Below are 13,140 nucleotides of genomic sequence, written 5' to 3'. Positions count from 1 at the left end.
ATGAACCTGTCCCCCCTCAATCGCCGCCGGTTCGAGCGGTTCAAGGCCAACAAGCGTGGCTGGTGGTCGCTGTGGCTGTTCCTGATCCTGTTCGGCCTGAGCCTGGGCGCGGAGTTGATCGCCAACGACAAGCCACTGGCGGTGCACTACGACGGCGACTGGTATTTCCCGGCGCTCAAGCGCTACCCGGAAACCACCTTCGGCGGCGAGTTCCCGCTGGAAGCCAACTACAAAAGCCCGTATATCCAGGAACTGCTCAAGGCCAAGGACGCCTGGACCTTGTGGGCGCCGATCCCGTTCAGCTACCAGAGCATCAATTACGACCTGAAGGTACCGGCCCCCGCGCCGCCTTCGAGCGTCAATCTGCTGGGCACCGACGACCAGGGCCGCGATGTGCTGGCGCGGGTGATCTACGGCTTCCGAGTGTCGGTGCTGTTTGCCCTGACGTTGACCGTGCTCAGCTCGATCATCGGCGTGATCGCCGGGGCCTTGCAGGGCTTCTATGGCGGTTGGGTCGACCTGGCCGGACAGCGCTTCCTGGAAATCTGGTCCGGCTTGCCGGTGCTGTACCTGCTGATCATCCTCGCCAGCTTCGTGCAACCGAACTTCTGGTGGCTGCTGGGGATCATGCTGCTGTTTTCCTGGATGAGCCTGGTGGACGTGGTGCGCGCCGAGTTCCTGCGCGGGCGTAACCTCGAATACGTGCGTGCGGCCCGGGCACTGGGGATGCAGAACGGCGCGATCATGTTCCGCCACATCCTGCCCAATGCCATGGTCTCGACCATGACCTTCATGCCGTTCATCCTCACCGGCGCCATCGGCACCCTGACCGCCCTGGATTTCCTCGGCTTTGGCCTGCCGGCCGGTTCGCCCTCGCTGGGGGAACTGGTGGCCCAGGGCAAATCCAACCTGCAGGCACCTTGGCTGGGCATGAGCGCGTTCGCCGTGCTGGCGATCATGTTGAGCTTGCTGGTGTTTATCGGCGAGTCCGCTCGCGATGCCTTTGACCCGAGGAAATGAGATGAATCAGGACAATCTGATCGAAATCCGCGACCTCTCCGTCGAGTTCGTCACGGGCGAGCATCACCACCGCGTGGTCAACAACGTCAGCTTCGATATCAAGCGCGGCGAAACCCTGGCCCTGGTCGGCGAAAGCGGCTCCGGTAAATCGGTGACCGCCCACTCGATCCTGCGCCTGCTGCCCTACCCGCTGGCCCGGCACCCGTCCGGCACCATCACCTATTCCGGGCAAGACCTGCTGACGCTCAAGGAAAAGACCCTGCGGCATATTCGCGGTAACCGCATCGCGATGATCTTCCAGGAGCCAATGACGTCGTTGAACCCGCTGCACTGCATCGAGAAGCAGATCAACGAAGTGCTCGGCCTGCACAAGGGCCTGACCGGCAAGGTCGCGACCCGGCGCACCTTGGAGTTGCTGGAACTGGTGGGCATCCCCGAGCCGCACAAACGGCTCAAGGCCCTGCCCCACGAACTGTCGGGCGGCCAGCGCCAGCGGGTGATGATCGCCATGGCCCTGGCCAATGAGCCGGAGTTGTTGATCGCGGATGAGCCGACCACGGCCCTCGACGTCACCGTGCAGTTGAAGATCCTGGAGTTGCTCAAGGAGTTGCAGGCACGCCTGGGCATGGCCTTGCTGCTGATCAGCCATGACCTGAACCTGGTGCGACGCATTGCTCACCGCGTCTGCGTGATGCAACAAGGTTGCATCGTCGAGCAGGCCGAGTGCGAGACGCTGTTCCAGTCGCCCCAGCATCCATACACCCAGGAACTGCTGGCCGCGGAACCCAGTGGTGGACCGGCCACCAACGAAGTCGGGCCGCCGTTGCTGGAAGTTGACGATTTGAAAGTCTGGTTCCCGATCAAGAAAGGCTTCTTGCGCAACACCGTCGATTACGTCAAAGCGGTGGATGGGATCAACTTCAGCCTGCCCCAGGGCCAGACCCTGGGCATCGTCGGCGAAAGCGGCTCGGGCAAATCCACCCTGGGCCTGGCGATCCTGCGCTTGATTGCCAGCAAGGGCGGGATTCGTTTCGAAGGCCAGCAGCTGGACACGCTGACCCAGCAACAGGTGCGCCCGTTGCGCCGGGAAATGCAGGTGGTGTTCCAGGACCCGTTCGGCAGCCTGAGCCCACGCATGTGCGTCAGCGAGATCGTCGGCGAAGGCCTGCGCATTCACAAGATGGGCACGCCAGCCGAGCAGGAAGCAGCGATTATCGCAGCGCTCAAGGAGGTCGGCCTGGACCCTGAATCCCGTCATCGCTACCCCCATGAGTTCTCCGGCGGCCAACGCCAACGTATCGCCATCGCCCGTGCGTTGGTGCTCAAGCCACGCCTGATCCTGCTGGACGAACCGACCTCGGCGCTCGACCGCACGGTACAACGTCAGGTCGTGGAATTGCTGCGCAGCCTGCAGACCAAGTACAACCTGACCTACCTGTTTATCAGCCATGACCTGGCGGTGGTGAAGGCGCTGAGTCACCAACTGATGGTGGTCAAGCAGGGGCAGGTGGTGGAACAGGGCGATGCGCGGACGATCTTTGCCGATCCTCAGCATGCGTATACACGCCAACTGCTGGAAGCTGCCTTTCTGGTGCCGTGCCCAGAGCCCCTCTGAGCGATCTGCACGCCCACGTCCCGCGTGGGTGTGCCGCACAATCGGATCACTGCGTGCCCCCCTGCCAAGCCAACGGCTACACAAACGCCAGGGTCTGTGCAACGATCCGTTACTGATCTTGATTGCCCTGGAGTCGTGCCCATGACGCTGACCGCCCCCTGCCCCGCCGCGCCGCGCTTCTGGCGCGACGAGCGCCTGCCGTTCATCGAAGCGCGCACCATCGCCGACGGGCGCAAGGTCACTTATACCCGTCACGCCCATGAGCATTTTTCCATCGGCGCGATCACCACTGGGCGCAGCTATTACCATTACGGCGCCGATACATTCCAGATCAGCGCCGGCACCGTGGTACTGATGAACCCGGGCGATGTGCATGCGTGCAACCCTATCCACGACCAGCCATGGTCCTATCATATGCTCTACCTCGACACGCCCTGGCTGACCGAATTGCAGTACCAATTGGGTTTCAGCACCGACCAGGGTTATCGCGCTTTCAATACGCCGCATACCCGTGACCCGCTGCTGTACAGCGGCTTGCTGGCGTTGTACCGGATGCTGGTGAATGAGCAGGCCGAGCTCCTGCAAAAGCAAAGCGCGTTGGTGAGTTACTTCAGCGAAGTCCAGCAGCGCCTGAACCCGTCACCCACACCGATGCGCGAGGTCAACCAAAAGCTGGAGCGGGCCGCCGAGTACATCCGTGTGCACTGCACCGAGGCGTTGAAACTCGAAGATATCTGCCTGGCGGCCGAACTGTCGCCGTCGTACCTGATCCGCGCCTTCAAGCAGTACTACGGGCTGACGCCCCATGCGTTCCTGGTCAACCAGCGCATCCAGTTTGCCCGCACCCGGCTGCGCAATGGCGAGTTGATCGCCGATGTGGCCCTCGCTGCGGGATTTGCCGACCAGGCGCACTTCCAACGCACTTTCAAACAGCATTTTGCCGCCACCCCAGGGCAATACCGCGAGGTGCTCAAGCCATCAGCAAATAACCCACACTGGCCACCAGCAACGCGGCCATTGAGCGGTTGAACAGGCGCACGCCGTGGGGATTGTCCAAGTAGCGGCGCAGAAAGGTCCCGGCATAGGCCCAGCACGCCACCGACAGGTAGCAGATCACCAGGTAGAGGCTGGCAAACAACCAGACCTGCGCCGCGTCGCCGTCGGCCACAAACAAGCCCATCCCCGCCACGCAGGCCAGCCAGGCCTTGGGGTTGAGCCACTGCATGATCGCGCCGTAGAGCATCGACGGGGCGGTCGCGCCGCCCTCCGCGTCAAGCCGGCCGTCATCCACCGCCAGTTTCCAGGCCATGTACAGCAGGAAAGCCACCCCACCCCACTGGATCAGCTGGGTCAGGATGGGCCAGCGCAGCAGCACCTCGTGCAAACCCAGGCCGATCAGTACCAACAGCAAGGTAAAGCCAACGGCGGCACCGAACACATGCTTCTGGCTGGCGACAAAACCGAAGCGCGCGCCTGAACTCAGGGCGACCACATTGACCGGTCCCGGCGTGATGGACGTGGCCAGGGCGAAGGCGGCCATGGAAATGATCAAGCTCATTGCGGTTCCCTTTTTATGATGAGGCGTAAACAGGGCTCCACGGTATAAGGCCCGCGCACAGCGGTATTGAACAAAATCACCCTGGGGCGTGGATCACACCGTCTTCGACGCCACACACCCGCCCATCCTCAGCCGGGATCTCGACCTAGTGCAGTGGCTTGGGCAAAGGTGTGTGGATGCCGGCGTTCAACGCTGCATGGGGATGCGAATTTCGCCATCACGGCATTGAGTTTTCACACTGCGCGGGCAACCGGCGAAGGCCAGGTCTTTAGTCAGGCACACACGCACCTCCGACAGCACCTTGCCTTTGCAGATCACCGCCAGCCCATGGTTGCCCATGCGCGGGTTGCTCTCGCGAAACAGCGCCTCTATCTCGCGGGCCGGCAACGACGGCGGCGTGTTGAACGGTTGCAGTTGCGCAGGGATAGCGACTACGCCCAGCGCCGCATCGGTTTTCTCCAGGTACGCCGACGGTTCCAGCCCGCTGCAGGTGCCGTGCTTGGACCATTCGTGCGTGAGCAGCGCACGCGTCGGGAACAGCGCCGCGCCCTTGTCCATCTCTTCGCGGCTCAACCGTGATTGCGGCGCGCAAGAGGCCGGCCACCCTCCCCGCGCGTATTGCGGCCACAAGCCGTGCAGCACAAAGCCGTAGCCCTTGCCCGAACACTGTTCGTTGTCCGGGTGCGTCAGGCAGAAGGTCGGCGACCATGACAACGACAACACATAAAAATCAAATTCCCCAGGCGTTCCTTGGTTACGCGGGGCTGCCATTGCCGTTGTAGCAAGTGCCAGCCACAGGACCATCCAGTATTTCATTCAGCGATTCCTTGAAACATCATCCAGGCAGATTGGGATTACGTTGCAGCACCTTGTCCAGGATCCGATCGGTCTTCAATGCCTCGATCGCCAGCGACGGGTGCTCGGCTTCGCCGCGAATATGCGCGTTCATGGCAAGTACGTGGTGCCATTGGATATGTGCGTGGCACGGGACTTCCAGCACCTCATGCGTTTCGCCCTCCAGGCGCAGCGGTTGGTCTTCGAACACCGAGAACTGAATACGTCCCCGGCTGCCGATCAACTCCACTCGATCCTCACGGCGATCAGCGACAAAGTTCCAGCAACCCATGCCCAGTGCGCCAGAACTGAATGTCCAGCAGGCCGTCACGGCGTCCTCGGCCGCATAGTGCCCGGCCTGTCGCGCAGTAAAGCCCGAGACCTCGACAATATCCCCGGCCAGGTATTGGAACAGGTCAAAACCGTGGCTGGCCAGGTCGGCAAAGTAGCCGCCACCGGCAATGGCCGGGTCGGTGCGCCAGTTGGCGGCGCTGGCATCTTCGGCGGCCGGCGGCTTGCACAGGGTCCACGTCAGGTGGCGTAACGTGCCGATGCGCCCTTCCTGCAGCCACGCGCGCACTTGCTGGAAGCGCGGCAGAGAGCGCCGGTAGTAGGAAACAAACAGGTGCAGCCCGGCACGTTCGAAGGTGCGCTGCATCAGCGCGCTCTGTTCGGCGTTCAGCGACATCGGCTTCTCGACGCAGCAATGCTTGCCGGCCGCCGCCACCATCAGGCTGTATTCCAGGTGGCTGTCGGGCGGCGTGGCAATGTACACCGCGTCCACTTCGGGGTCGTTGATCAACGCCTGGGCGTTGGTGTAGTAACGGGCAATTCCATGACGTGACGCATAATCGCGCACAGCGTCCTCGCGCCGCCCCATCACGGCCACCAGCGCCGAACCTGGCGCTTTGTAGAAAGCGGGTCCACTCTTCAACTCAGTGACACTGCCACACCCGATCATGCCCCAACGTACGCTGCTCATCTGTTTTCCTCGTCCGTTTTCATCAATCGAGCAGTATCCACATCCCCACCGCAGCGCGCCATAACCACTTAGCATGACAATTGCATTACACTTTTATGACACTCATCCCGCTGCGGGGCACAGACGATGAAAATACGCGCAACGGTCATTTGCGAACACGAGGGGCATATCCTCTTCGTGCGCAAGGCCAGATCAAAATGGGCCTTGCCGGGTGGCAAGGTCGAACGCGACGAGCGCCCGGTCGGTGCGGCCGAACGGGAGCTGGAAGAGGAAACCGGGTTGAACGTGGACGGGTTGCTGTACTTGCAGGAGCTTAAAGCCCGCGACACCGTGCACCATGTGTTTGAAGCCTCGGTGGTGAATATCGCGGATGCACGGCCTTTGAACGAGATTGTCGATTGCCAGTGGCACCCCTATGGCGCCGTGGACGATATGGACACTACCGACGCCACACGTCATATCGTCAAATCCTTTCTACGCCGCCTGTAAATACGCACTCGACCTGCTGTCGATTAATCCTTGTTTACCAAGCCCGCTTTGCAGTCTTTCAAACCAGGCGCTGGGGGCGCTTCGCACCCCAACGGGAGCAAGCTCCCTCGCCACAGGGACAGTGCTCGTCCTTAACCGAACGACTTCAGGTCTCGCAGCTCACGACCGAGGTTTGTTGCCTGCCGACTTTGCCTGCCCGCGCATGTACAAGGCCTCCACCAGCTTCTGCCGTTCATCCTGGGGCAAGGTATTGGCGAACTGCGCCAGGGTGCTGTCCACCAACGCCCGAAGCGCCATATCGGCCTCCCGTGCCTTGGCCAGCTCTGCAACCAGTGCTTCACGGTCCAGGCTCGGCGCTTCCAATTGCTTGATCACCCCCAACCGCGCTTCACGCCCGGCCATGATCAGCGGCTGGCTGTCGTCGCGATTGTGACGCAGCAGTTGGCGCAGCTCCCTGCGTCGCTCCGGCGGCAACTTGACCATCGCCTGGCGCAGGCCATGCGGGTTGACCAACACTTCGGCGGGCGGGGTGTTGGCCATCCAATGGTAGAGGCCACCACCGACGCCGCCGATCAAAAACACGTTGAGCAGTACCGAAACGAGCAACCACGGCTTGAGGGATCTGGCTGTCATTGTTCGGTTTCCTCGGCGTTGACGCTGAAGACGACTTCCGCGTCGCCTTGATCGAAGACGCTGGGCAGCACTTCGGAGGACAACATCGGCAGCGGCACGCTCATGGACGCCACCAGCATCCCGGTGACGATGCCGGCAATGCCCACGCCGACAAGGCCAGCGGGCGATAACCAGTTGGCATAGCGTGACCAGAATGAGCGTGGGGCGGATTGGCGTATCTGCCGGACCAGCGCCGGGTCGGGGAATGCAAGTTGATGGCTGTCCAACTGGCTGTCGAGCCAACGTGCCTGCTGCAAGGCTACGCGGGCATGTAGATTGCCACTGCGGAGCAATGCCTGGGCCGTTGCCTGTTCAGCATTCGGCCAGCGACGCAGGTCCGCCCCATAGACGTCGGCCAGATAAACAAAGCGTTCGGGTGTCATGGTTTTCCCCTTCCTGGGCGGGCAAGCCCGGGTGTGTCGGCAAGTTGGCTGCGCAACTGGCGTCGGGCCCGCGACAGCAGGCTCTCCAGTGCCTCGACGCTGATATTCATCAGGGCCGCGGCGTCGATGTTCGACAGCTCCTGGTAGTACTGCAACACGATGGCTTCGCGCTGGCGTTCGGGCAAGGCCGCCAATGCGGCGGCCATGCGTGCACTGCGGTCCTGGGTCTCCAGCTGCTCTTCAGGCGATGGCGAGCTGTCTGCCACTTCCAACGCCTGCGCGTCGCTTAACGGGCGCTCCTTGCGCCGCCGCAAGCGGTCGTGGCACAGGTTCAGCGCGACCCGGTGCAGCCAGGTGTCGAAACGCGCCTCACCACTGCGCCAGTGGGCGGCCTGGCGCCAGATGCGCAGGAAGCTTTCCTGGGCCACGTCCTTGGCCTCGTCGGCGTCTCCCAGGAGACGACCGGCGAGCGCCAGCAAACGCGGGAGTTTGCGCGTCACCATTTCGTTGACGGCGGCAGGTTCGTTATTGCCGATACGCGCCAGCAGCTCAACGTCCGGATCAGTGTCGTTCAATCGGGCAGTTCTCAGGGCCAAGGGGCAGGGTTCAGCGGATCCAATGCCCCTCGCGCCAGTACCAGTTCGGGCCATGGGCTTCCCAGTGACCCGGCTCCCAGCGCGCGTGACGCATCACGGGCTGCCAGTGGCCCGGCACCCAACCATAACCACGCCCCTCCCAACGCCAGTGGCCAGGATCCCAGGCATAGCCGGGGCGCTGGGCCGGGATCATTTCCACGCGCTGCGGCGGCGGCGCCTGCTGGATAATGATTTCGGTCTGGGCAAAAGTCGGGGTGCTGACAAACGCGGCGAGGGCCAGCGGAGCAAGCAAGGCAAAACGCAATGTGGCCAGGGGTCTCATGGCAACTCCTTCATGCAACACGCGAAAGTGCAGGTTGCTGATGGGTTGAACGGCGCATGCGCAAAAATCCGTCGCGGGCTGCGCAGATTTTTCAGCAGGGGTCGAGACCAGTATTGCTCAGAGGCTGGCGGGGCTTGATGAAATGTTTGAAAGGATTGCGACGGATTTTCGCAGGTCGCCGCGTTGAAGGATTAACCCCGGTCAATCCAAGAGGAAACACAATGTACCGTCGACTTACCCTGCTGGTTGCCGCTTTGCTGATCGTCAGCCTCAGCGGCTGCGTGATCGTGCCGGAGCACCGTCATTGCTGCTGGCGTTACTACGGCGCACTGGATACACCAAGCCATGCTGTCAATAGCTAGCGGGCCGCCACAATGCCCGCCCCTCGACCTCTCGTCTGCTGCCTCGGCAAGCACTTGACTCCCACCGTTGATCACACGACGCTTTGGGCAATTAGCCACCATCCGAGCCGCCCACCATGAGCATTGCCCCTCCGAGCCAGCCAGACAGCGACGTATACCGGACACTGCTGGAGTCAACCAAGGCCATACCCTGGCGTATCGATTGGCAGAGCATGACCTTCAGCTATATCGGCCCGCAGATCGAAGCGCTGCTGGGCTGGACCCCGCAAAGCTGGGTCAGCGTTGACGACTGGGTCTCGCGCATGCACCCGGACGACCGCGAATACGTGGTGAATTTCTGCGTGTCGCAATCCCGTGCCGGGGTGGACCATGAGGCGGATTACCGGGCGCTGACGGTGAACGGCGACTATGTCTGGATTCGCGACGTGGTGCACGTGGTGCGCAAGGACGGCGAAGTCGAGGCGCTGATTGGCTTTATGTTCGACATCAGTGAACGCAAGAAGACCGAAGAACACTTGGTGCGCCTGCAAAAGCAACTCGAGGAATATTCCTATCAGGACGGCCTCACCGGCATCGCCAACCGGCGCATGTTCGACACCATGCTCGAGCGCGAATGGGCCAGCGCCCAGCGCAGCCAGTTGCCGCTGTCGTTGATCATCCTGGATATCGATTTTTTCAAGCAGTACAACGACCACTATGGCCACATCAAGGGCGACGAGTGCCTGCGCCAGGTCGCGCGTACCCTGTCACTGGCCGCCAACCGGCCCCGGGACTTCATCGCACGTATCGGTGGTGAGGAGTTTGTGTGGTTGCTGCCGGAAACCGATGCGGCGTCGGCCAGACAGGTGGCACAGCGCTGCCTGCACCTGATCTGCCAGCAACAGATCGAACATGGCTGTTCAGCGGTATCGAACCTGCTGACCCTGAGCCTGGGCGTGGGTACGCGCATCGTCAAACCCGACAGCTCGATGCTGGGTTTTGTCGAAGATGTCGACAGGCTGCTTTACCAGGCCAAACGCAATGGGCGGATGCGTGCGGAGTATGCAGAAGGTGAAGTTTGACGCAGGGGGTTAAATCCCAGGCAAAAAAAATCCCAAGTAGCTGATGGAAACTTGGGATTTAAAAATGCATAAACCGTGGGAGGTGAACGCCCGGCTATAGTAACGAGTGTGAAAAGCTGTAACAAGAAAATTTTATATCCTTTCGTCGGATTAAAAGCGGTGTAAGTCCTTCAATAACCACATGTTTTTTAAGGTGGCGACGTATATAAATGCCACTTTTTGGTGCAACTACCGTCGATATTTCCACTTATTAAAAAGGGTTATTAGTTAAGGCGGCATGACACTCTTCGACCCGTTCGCTCTCAATTGCTTGCAGGTATCGCGAAGTTCGAGGCCACCGGATGTGGCCACACTGGCGACTCGCTCAATCTGCTGGCAAAGTGCCAAACGCTCGGCCGCTTCTTCGCGCTGGCGATCCGCCTTGGCGTTGAGTTGCACGAAATAGCCCCCCAGCACCACCGCGACGAGCAGCACGCCGACCGCGAGGACGCGCAAGCTGGTGGGCGATGGGTGTTCTGCCGGGCTCATCGGCTTACCCTGCCCTGCTCTTCTGGTAGCGAACGTCGTCACCCTCGACCCGCTCCACCACCGACCAGCCCAAGTGCCGGTAAAAACCGTTGGCGCGGATCTCGTCACGACCGTCTGTGATCAGAAACAGCGTGTCGTGGTGTTCAAACAATGCGGCCTCTGCCACCGCCATCAGTTGCCGGCCCAGGCCCAGATTTTCATGAGAGGGCAGTACGAACATCGCAAATACCCCGCCCTCGGCCAGATCGACCATGGCAAAGGCTGCACGCACACCGTCCACTTCGGCGACCCACGCGCAGGGTGCTTCACGGATGCTGTCGGCCAGCATCTGGGGCGTAATGCCCAGGTCCGCCATCTGCACAACACTCAAATGGTTTTGCACCACCGAAGTGCGGATGGCAAACAACGCGTCGATATCGTCCAGCGTCGCAAGGCGAATAACCGTGTGCATACAAGCCTCCTCTATCAGGAGCGCAATTGTATGCAAATGGAAACATGCGTTTGTCGTGGATTTGTAAGCCGGCGCCGGCGAGTAGGGTTTTACTTGCGTGCCACTTTGTAACGCACGCAATCCTGGTAGAAACTCTGGCGAATCGCTTCGGGCTTGAGCCGTGAACGACTGTCATACGTCTGCTCGGTGATGCCCATGGCCATCATGCGCATCCAGGATTTATTGAACTTGATGGTCTGGATCTTCTGCCGCGCAGCGTACAGCGACACCCCCGACAGCTTGAGCTCCTGGGCCCTGGCGGCCGTGCCGGCGCCCCAACTGCACATGTACTTGTCACCCTCGCGCAGCTCCCGTGCCTGCACGGCAGCCGCGCCGCCGGCCAGGGAGCAGGCGATCAGCATGATTCCAACAGTGCGCATTTGCTTCCCCACCTAACCACCTGAAAATAAAAGCGATTCTGGCGAGAATTTTGTTACAAAGGGGCCATTAAATTGCCTTATCGGCGTGCCATCACCACTGGTAGTTCGCGCTGAAGCCGTGTGGCGCGGTACCGCGTAGGTGGTGATGCCCTCGGCGCTAATGGCCGGGCTTACGCCGATGTCGCTGATGGGGCGTAACGCACGATGTTATTCGACTTGCTGATGCGGTTATCCAGGTAAGCATAGGCCGCCGTGTTGTCGTTGAGGCTGGCCTTGCCTTCCAGCTCAAAACCACGGGATTGCACTTCGCCGTCCTGGCTCTGGCAGCGATCGCTGCCGCACAGGTGGGTGGGGTCCGGGTCGGTGGTGAGGACGTCGGTCTGGCGCAGGTCGAAGATCGCCGCCGTGATGAAGCTGTTGCTGCCCTGCGGCTGATACTTGATGCCGATTTCATACTGCTCGTCTTCGATGCTGCGCCCGGTCGGACGAGCCCCAGGCCGGCACCGAACCCTAGAACGGGCCCTTGGGATACTTCTGGAAATGCCCGAGCAAGGTCAGCGAGGTGTCTTCGTCCGGCCGCCAGGTGAACGCGCTGGACAACGACTGGCGACGGGTTTCGGTGTGTTCGACCTGTCCATCGGCATCGTCAAAAAGCCCCGCCACCCGTTAGGAATACACGCCTTGATCGTCAATCGGCCCGCTCAAATCGACGGCTCGATGGCACACGCAGGCCGTCTAGGTGAGTCGCCGGGGCAAACCGCGGGTGGTCAATTGGTCGAGACGCGAAGCCGTGGCGCCGCGGGTTTCCGGGAGGACTGCGGCGCTGTAGCGCAGGATCTGGGTGAGGCTCTCGGCATTCTGCGCACGCATCTGTTCTTTGGTGACGAGGGAGATCATTAATTTTTTATCAGCTACCGCCCTTATTATATTTAAGAAGGCAAAAATCATTATATGCAACTAACATTAGATTTTTCCGACAACTAATATATCGGAAAAGTTGAATCATTCGAACTATTGGCCGAGTGACCGAAAACATAGGGAAGTGTTATGCCTATCTACTTTACTGCGTTGCGTGAGGACAACTTTGTTTTCTTGCATCCCGACTCAATACTATTTGATCAGGACGTAAACCCCTCACCCCCACGCCACCACCAACAGCCCCACCCCCAACACCAAACACAACGGCGAATAAAACCACGTATCCAACCGCGCAAACCGTGACCCGCCGACCTTCTTGAAAAACCCCACCAACTCCGAATCCCCAATCGCCCTGGCAAACATCAGCAGGGCAATCGCGCTGATGCCCCATTGCAACGCCGCATGGGATACCGCCGAAAAGTACAGCCCGGCCCGCAGGCACACCAGCAGCGCAATGCCTACCAAGCCCATCGCCACCAGAAAGGTACCCAGCGCCGAGGGCTTGAACGCAGGGCGAGGCCCGCTGGCGAACTCGCCGGGCAGTTGGGGGATGGCGGCGAGGCTGCCGAGTTTGCCGCCGGCAGCCCAATACAGGTGCACCATGCTGATGCAAGTAAAAACGCCGACGATCCATCGTGCGATGACAAAACTCATGGCGGGTTCTCCCTGAAAGGTGCGAAACAGGATAGTCGCCCTGAGATTTCCTGCAGGTATTTCGTCGGCGGCTGATAGTAAAGTGCCACCCCATAAAACTCGCCCGTGCCGACCGCTCGCTCATTGCCTGGATGCTCTATTGCTGCGTCCTGTTCAATGTGTTCGCCTGCAGTATCGGCCACGGGCAGAGGGTTCGCTTGAGCTGGCGGTGCAAACCAGATGCTAAAGCGGCAATGCAAACAAAATGTGGAAGGAGCACCGCCCCTCCCACATTTC

17 protein-coding genes and 2 pseudogenes are annotated in these 13,140 nt (G+C 60.8%); 7 read left to right on the top strand and 12 right to left on the bottom strand.

Translation table 11 applies throughout. The features are described 5' to 3' along the window. The 3 genes from ACHPFG_RS13870 (at nt 1) to ACHPFG_RS13860 (ending at nt 3,664) form a co-directional block, all read left to right on the top strand. On the top strand, nt 1-1,020 hold the full coding sequence (locus ACHPFG_RS13870; RefSeq protein WP_053134921.1) for an ABC transporter permease: 1,020 nt from the start codon (nt 1-3) through the stop codon (nt 1,018-1,020). A gap of 1 nt (nt 1,021) precedes the next feature. After that, nucleotides 1,022-2,635 (top strand): ABC transporter ATP-binding protein, encoded by a 1,614-nt coding sequence (locus ACHPFG_RS13865; RefSeq protein WP_431703099.1) that lies wholly within the window; start codon nt 1,022-1,024, stop codon nt 2,633-2,635. Nucleotides 2,636-2,776: 141 nt separating this feature from the next. Further along, entirely contained in the window at nt 2,777-3,664 is an 888-nt protein-coding gene (locus ACHPFG_RS13860) for an AraC family transcriptional regulator (RefSeq protein ID WP_131700641.1), read from the top strand. On the opposite strand, the gene ACHPFG_RS13855 is transcribed toward ACHPFG_RS13860, so the two are convergent. The 3 genes from ACHPFG_RS13855 to ACHPFG_RS13845 all read right to left on the bottom strand — a co-directional run bounded on the left by ACHPFG_RS13855 (nt 3,606) and on the right by ACHPFG_RS13845 (nt 6,009). Further along, nucleotides 3,606-4,193 (bottom strand): LysE family translocator, encoded by a 588-nt coding sequence (locus ACHPFG_RS13855; protein ID WP_131700640.1) that lies wholly within the window; start codon nt 4,191-4,193, stop codon nt 3,606-3,608. The two genes, ACHPFG_RS13860 and ACHPFG_RS13855, sit on opposite strands and share 59 nt — an antisense overlap. Before the next feature lie 186 nt (nt 4,194-4,379). Further along, entirely contained in the window at nt 4,380-5,009 is a 630-nt protein-coding gene (locus tag ACHPFG_RS13850; RefSeq protein ID WP_431703096.1) for a ribonuclease T2 family protein, read from the bottom strand. Between the two features lie 19 nt (nt 5,010-5,028). After that, on the bottom strand, nt 5,029-6,009 hold the full coding sequence (locus ACHPFG_RS13845) for a Gfo/Idh/MocA family protein (protein ID WP_131700637.1): 981 nt from the start codon (nt 6,007-6,009) through the stop codon (nt 5,029-5,031). 126 nt (nt 6,010-6,135) lie between these two features. Between ACHPFG_RS13845 and ACHPFG_RS13840 the strand changes: the two genes are divergently transcribed. Then, nucleotides 6,136-6,498 (top strand): NUDIX hydrolase, encoded by a 363-nt coding sequence (locus tag ACHPFG_RS13840; RefSeq protein ID WP_431703094.1) that lies wholly within the window; start codon nt 6,136-6,138, stop codon nt 6,496-6,498. A gap of 159 nt (nt 6,499-6,657) precedes the next feature. Here the strand turns inward: ACHPFG_RS13840 and ACHPFG_RS13835 are convergent, their stop codons facing one another. From ACHPFG_RS13835 to ACHPFG_RS13820, 4 genes are read right to left on the bottom strand one after another with little or no spacing between them, the layout of a single operon-like run. Further along, nucleotides 6,658-7,131 carry a periplasmic heavy metal sensor gene (locus ACHPFG_RS13835; protein ID WP_431703092.1) on the bottom strand — a complete coding sequence of 158 codons (474 nt, stop codon included), beginning with the start codon at nt 7,129-7,131 and terminating at the stop codon, nt 6,658-6,660. After that, entirely contained in the window at nt 7,128-7,553 is a 426-nt protein-coding gene (locus ACHPFG_RS13830; protein ID WP_431703090.1) for a hypothetical protein, read from the bottom strand. Before ACHPFG_RS13830 ends, ACHPFG_RS13835 begins: the two co-directional genes overlap by 4 nt. Continuing rightward, nucleotides 7,550-8,128, bottom strand: a complete 579-nt coding sequence (locus ACHPFG_RS13825) for an RNA polymerase sigma factor (protein WP_431703088.1) — start codon at nt 8,126-8,128, stop codon at nt 7,550-7,552. Before ACHPFG_RS13825 ends, ACHPFG_RS13830 begins: the two co-directional genes overlap by 4 nt. Nucleotides 8,129-8,159: 31 nt before the next feature. Continuing rightward, nucleotides 8,160-8,471, bottom strand: a complete 312-nt coding sequence (locus ACHPFG_RS13820) for a YXWGXW repeat-containing protein (protein ID WP_131700632.1) — start codon at nt 8,469-8,471, stop codon at nt 8,160-8,162. Between the two features lie 221 nt (nt 8,472-8,692). Between ACHPFG_RS13820 and ACHPFG_RS13815 the strand changes: the two genes are divergently transcribed. Together ACHPFG_RS13815 and ACHPFG_RS13810 are read left to right on the top strand one after the other, a co-directional pair. Beyond that, complete coding sequence (locus tag ACHPFG_RS13815) at nt 8,693-8,833, top strand: hypothetical protein (RefSeq protein WP_431703086.1); 141 nt, start codon at nt 8,693-8,695, stop codon at nt 8,831-8,833. A gap of 116 nt (nt 8,834-8,949) precedes the next feature. Then, nucleotides 8,950-9,894, top strand: a complete 945-nt coding sequence (locus tag ACHPFG_RS13810; protein WP_431703084.1) for a GGDEF domain-containing protein — start codon at nt 8,950-8,952, stop codon at nt 9,892-9,894. Nucleotides 9,895-10,161: 267 nt separating this feature from the next. On the opposite strand, the gene ACHPFG_RS13805 is transcribed toward ACHPFG_RS13810, so the two are convergent. The 5 genes and pseudogenes from ACHPFG_RS13805 to ACHPFG_RS13785 all read right to left on the bottom strand — a co-directional run bounded on the left by ACHPFG_RS13805 (nt 10,162) and on the right by ACHPFG_RS13785 (nt 12,864). Then, nucleotides 10,162-10,422, bottom strand: a complete 261-nt coding sequence (locus ACHPFG_RS13805) for a hypothetical protein (RefSeq protein ID WP_431703082.1) — start codon at nt 10,420-10,422, stop codon at nt 10,162-10,164. A gap of 4 nt (nt 10,423-10,426) precedes the next feature. Beyond that, nucleotides 10,427-10,873 carry a GNAT family N-acetyltransferase gene (locus tag ACHPFG_RS13800; RefSeq protein WP_431703080.1) on the bottom strand — a complete coding sequence of 149 codons (447 nt, stop codon included), beginning with the start codon at nt 10,871-10,873 and terminating at the stop codon, nt 10,427-10,429. 89 nt (nt 10,874-10,962) lie between these two features. Beyond that, nucleotides 10,963-11,292: a hypothetical protein gene (locus tag ACHPFG_RS13795; protein ID WP_026136677.1), complete on the bottom strand. Its 330-nt coding sequence runs from the start codon at nt 11,290-11,292 to the stop codon at nt 10,963-10,965. Between the two features lie 108 nt (nt 11,293-11,400). Beyond that, nucleotides 11,401-12,210: pseudogene (locus tag ACHPFG_RS13790) on the bottom strand (TonB-dependent receptor domain-containing protein); the annotation flags it as partial. Between the two features lie 216 nt (nt 12,211-12,426). Next, nucleotides 12,427-12,864 (bottom strand): DUF3995 domain-containing protein, encoded by a 438-nt coding sequence (locus ACHPFG_RS13785; protein WP_131700628.1) that lies wholly within the window; start codon nt 12,862-12,864, stop codon nt 12,427-12,429. Between the two features lie 92 nt (nt 12,865-12,956). Here ACHPFG_RS13785 and ACHPFG_RS13780 point away from each other — a divergent pair. Next, nucleotides 12,957-13,058 (top strand): annotated as a pseudogene (locus ACHPFG_RS13780) (DUF2946 domain-containing protein); the annotation flags it as partial. Nucleotides 13,059-13,140: the final 82 nt, after the last annotated feature.

The organism is Pseudomonas sp. BR20, from assembly GCF_050780135.1.
Classification (GTDB): domain Bacteria; phylum Pseudomonadota; class Gammaproteobacteria; order Pseudomonadales; family Pseudomonadaceae; genus Aquipseudomonas.
The sequence above is the reverse complement of the archived record's forward strand: the minus strand, read 5'-3'. Positions and strand labels throughout refer to the sequence as shown.

Excerpts from the sequence above, each read along its gene's own strand:
- ACHPFG_RS13870 (WP_053134921.1), top strand. The coding sequence starts at position 1 with ATGAACCTGTCCCCCCTCAATCGCCGCCGGTTCGAGCGGTTCAAGGCC.
- ACHPFG_RS13865 (WP_431703099.1), top strand. The coding sequence starts at position 1,022 with ATGAATCAGGACAATCTGATCGAAATCCGCGACCTCTCCGTCGAGTTC.
- ACHPFG_RS13860 (WP_131700641.1), top strand. The coding sequence starts at position 2,777 with ATGACGCTGACCGCCCCCTGCCCCGCCGCGCCGCGCTTCTGGCGCGAC.
- ACHPFG_RS13855 (WP_131700640.1), bottom strand. The coding sequence starts at position 4,193 with ATGAGCTTGATCATTTCCATGGCCGCCTTCGCCCTGGCCACGTCCATC.
- ACHPFG_RS13850 (WP_431703096.1), bottom strand. The coding sequence starts at position 5,009 with ATGAAATACTGGATGGTCCTGTGGCTGGCACTTGCTACAACGGCAATG.
- ACHPFG_RS13845 (WP_131700637.1), bottom strand. The coding sequence starts at position 6,009 with ATGAGCAGCGTACGTTGGGGCATGATCGGGTGTGGCAGTGTCACTGAG.
- ACHPFG_RS13840 (WP_431703094.1), top strand. The coding sequence starts at position 6,136 with ATGAAAATACGCGCAACGGTCATTTGCGAACACGAGGGGCATATCCTC.
- ACHPFG_RS13835 (WP_431703092.1), bottom strand. The coding sequence starts at position 7,131 with ATGACAGCCAGATCCCTCAAGCCGTGGTTGCTCGTTTCGGTACTGCTC.
- ACHPFG_RS13830 (WP_431703090.1), bottom strand. The coding sequence starts at position 7,553 with ATGACACCCGAACGCTTTGTTTATCTGGCCGACGTCTATGGGGCGGAC.
- ACHPFG_RS13820 (WP_131700632.1), bottom strand. The coding sequence starts at position 8,471 with ATGAGACCCCTGGCCACATTGCGTTTTGCCTTGCTTGCTCCGCTGGCC.
- ACHPFG_RS13815 (WP_431703086.1), top strand. The coding sequence starts at position 8,693 with ATGTACCGTCGACTTACCCTGCTGGTTGCCGCTTTGCTGATCGTCAGC.
- ACHPFG_RS13810 (WP_431703084.1), top strand. The coding sequence starts at position 8,950 with ATGAGCATTGCCCCTCCGAGCCAGCCAGACAGCGACGTATACCGGACA.
- ACHPFG_RS13805 (WP_431703082.1), bottom strand. The coding sequence starts at position 10,422 with ATGAGCCCGGCAGAACACCCATCGCCCACCAGCTTGCGCGTCCTCGCG.
- ACHPFG_RS13800 (WP_431703080.1), bottom strand. The coding sequence starts at position 10,873 with ATGCACACGGTTATTCGCCTTGCGACGCTGGACGATATCGACGCGTTG.
- ACHPFG_RS13795 (WP_026136677.1), bottom strand. The coding sequence starts at position 11,292 with ATGCGCACTGTTGGAATCATGCTGATCGCCTGCTCCCTGGCCGGCGGC.
- ACHPFG_RS13785 (WP_131700628.1), bottom strand. The coding sequence starts at position 12,864 with ATGAGTTTTGTCATCGCACGATGGATCGTCGGCGTTTTTACTTGCATC.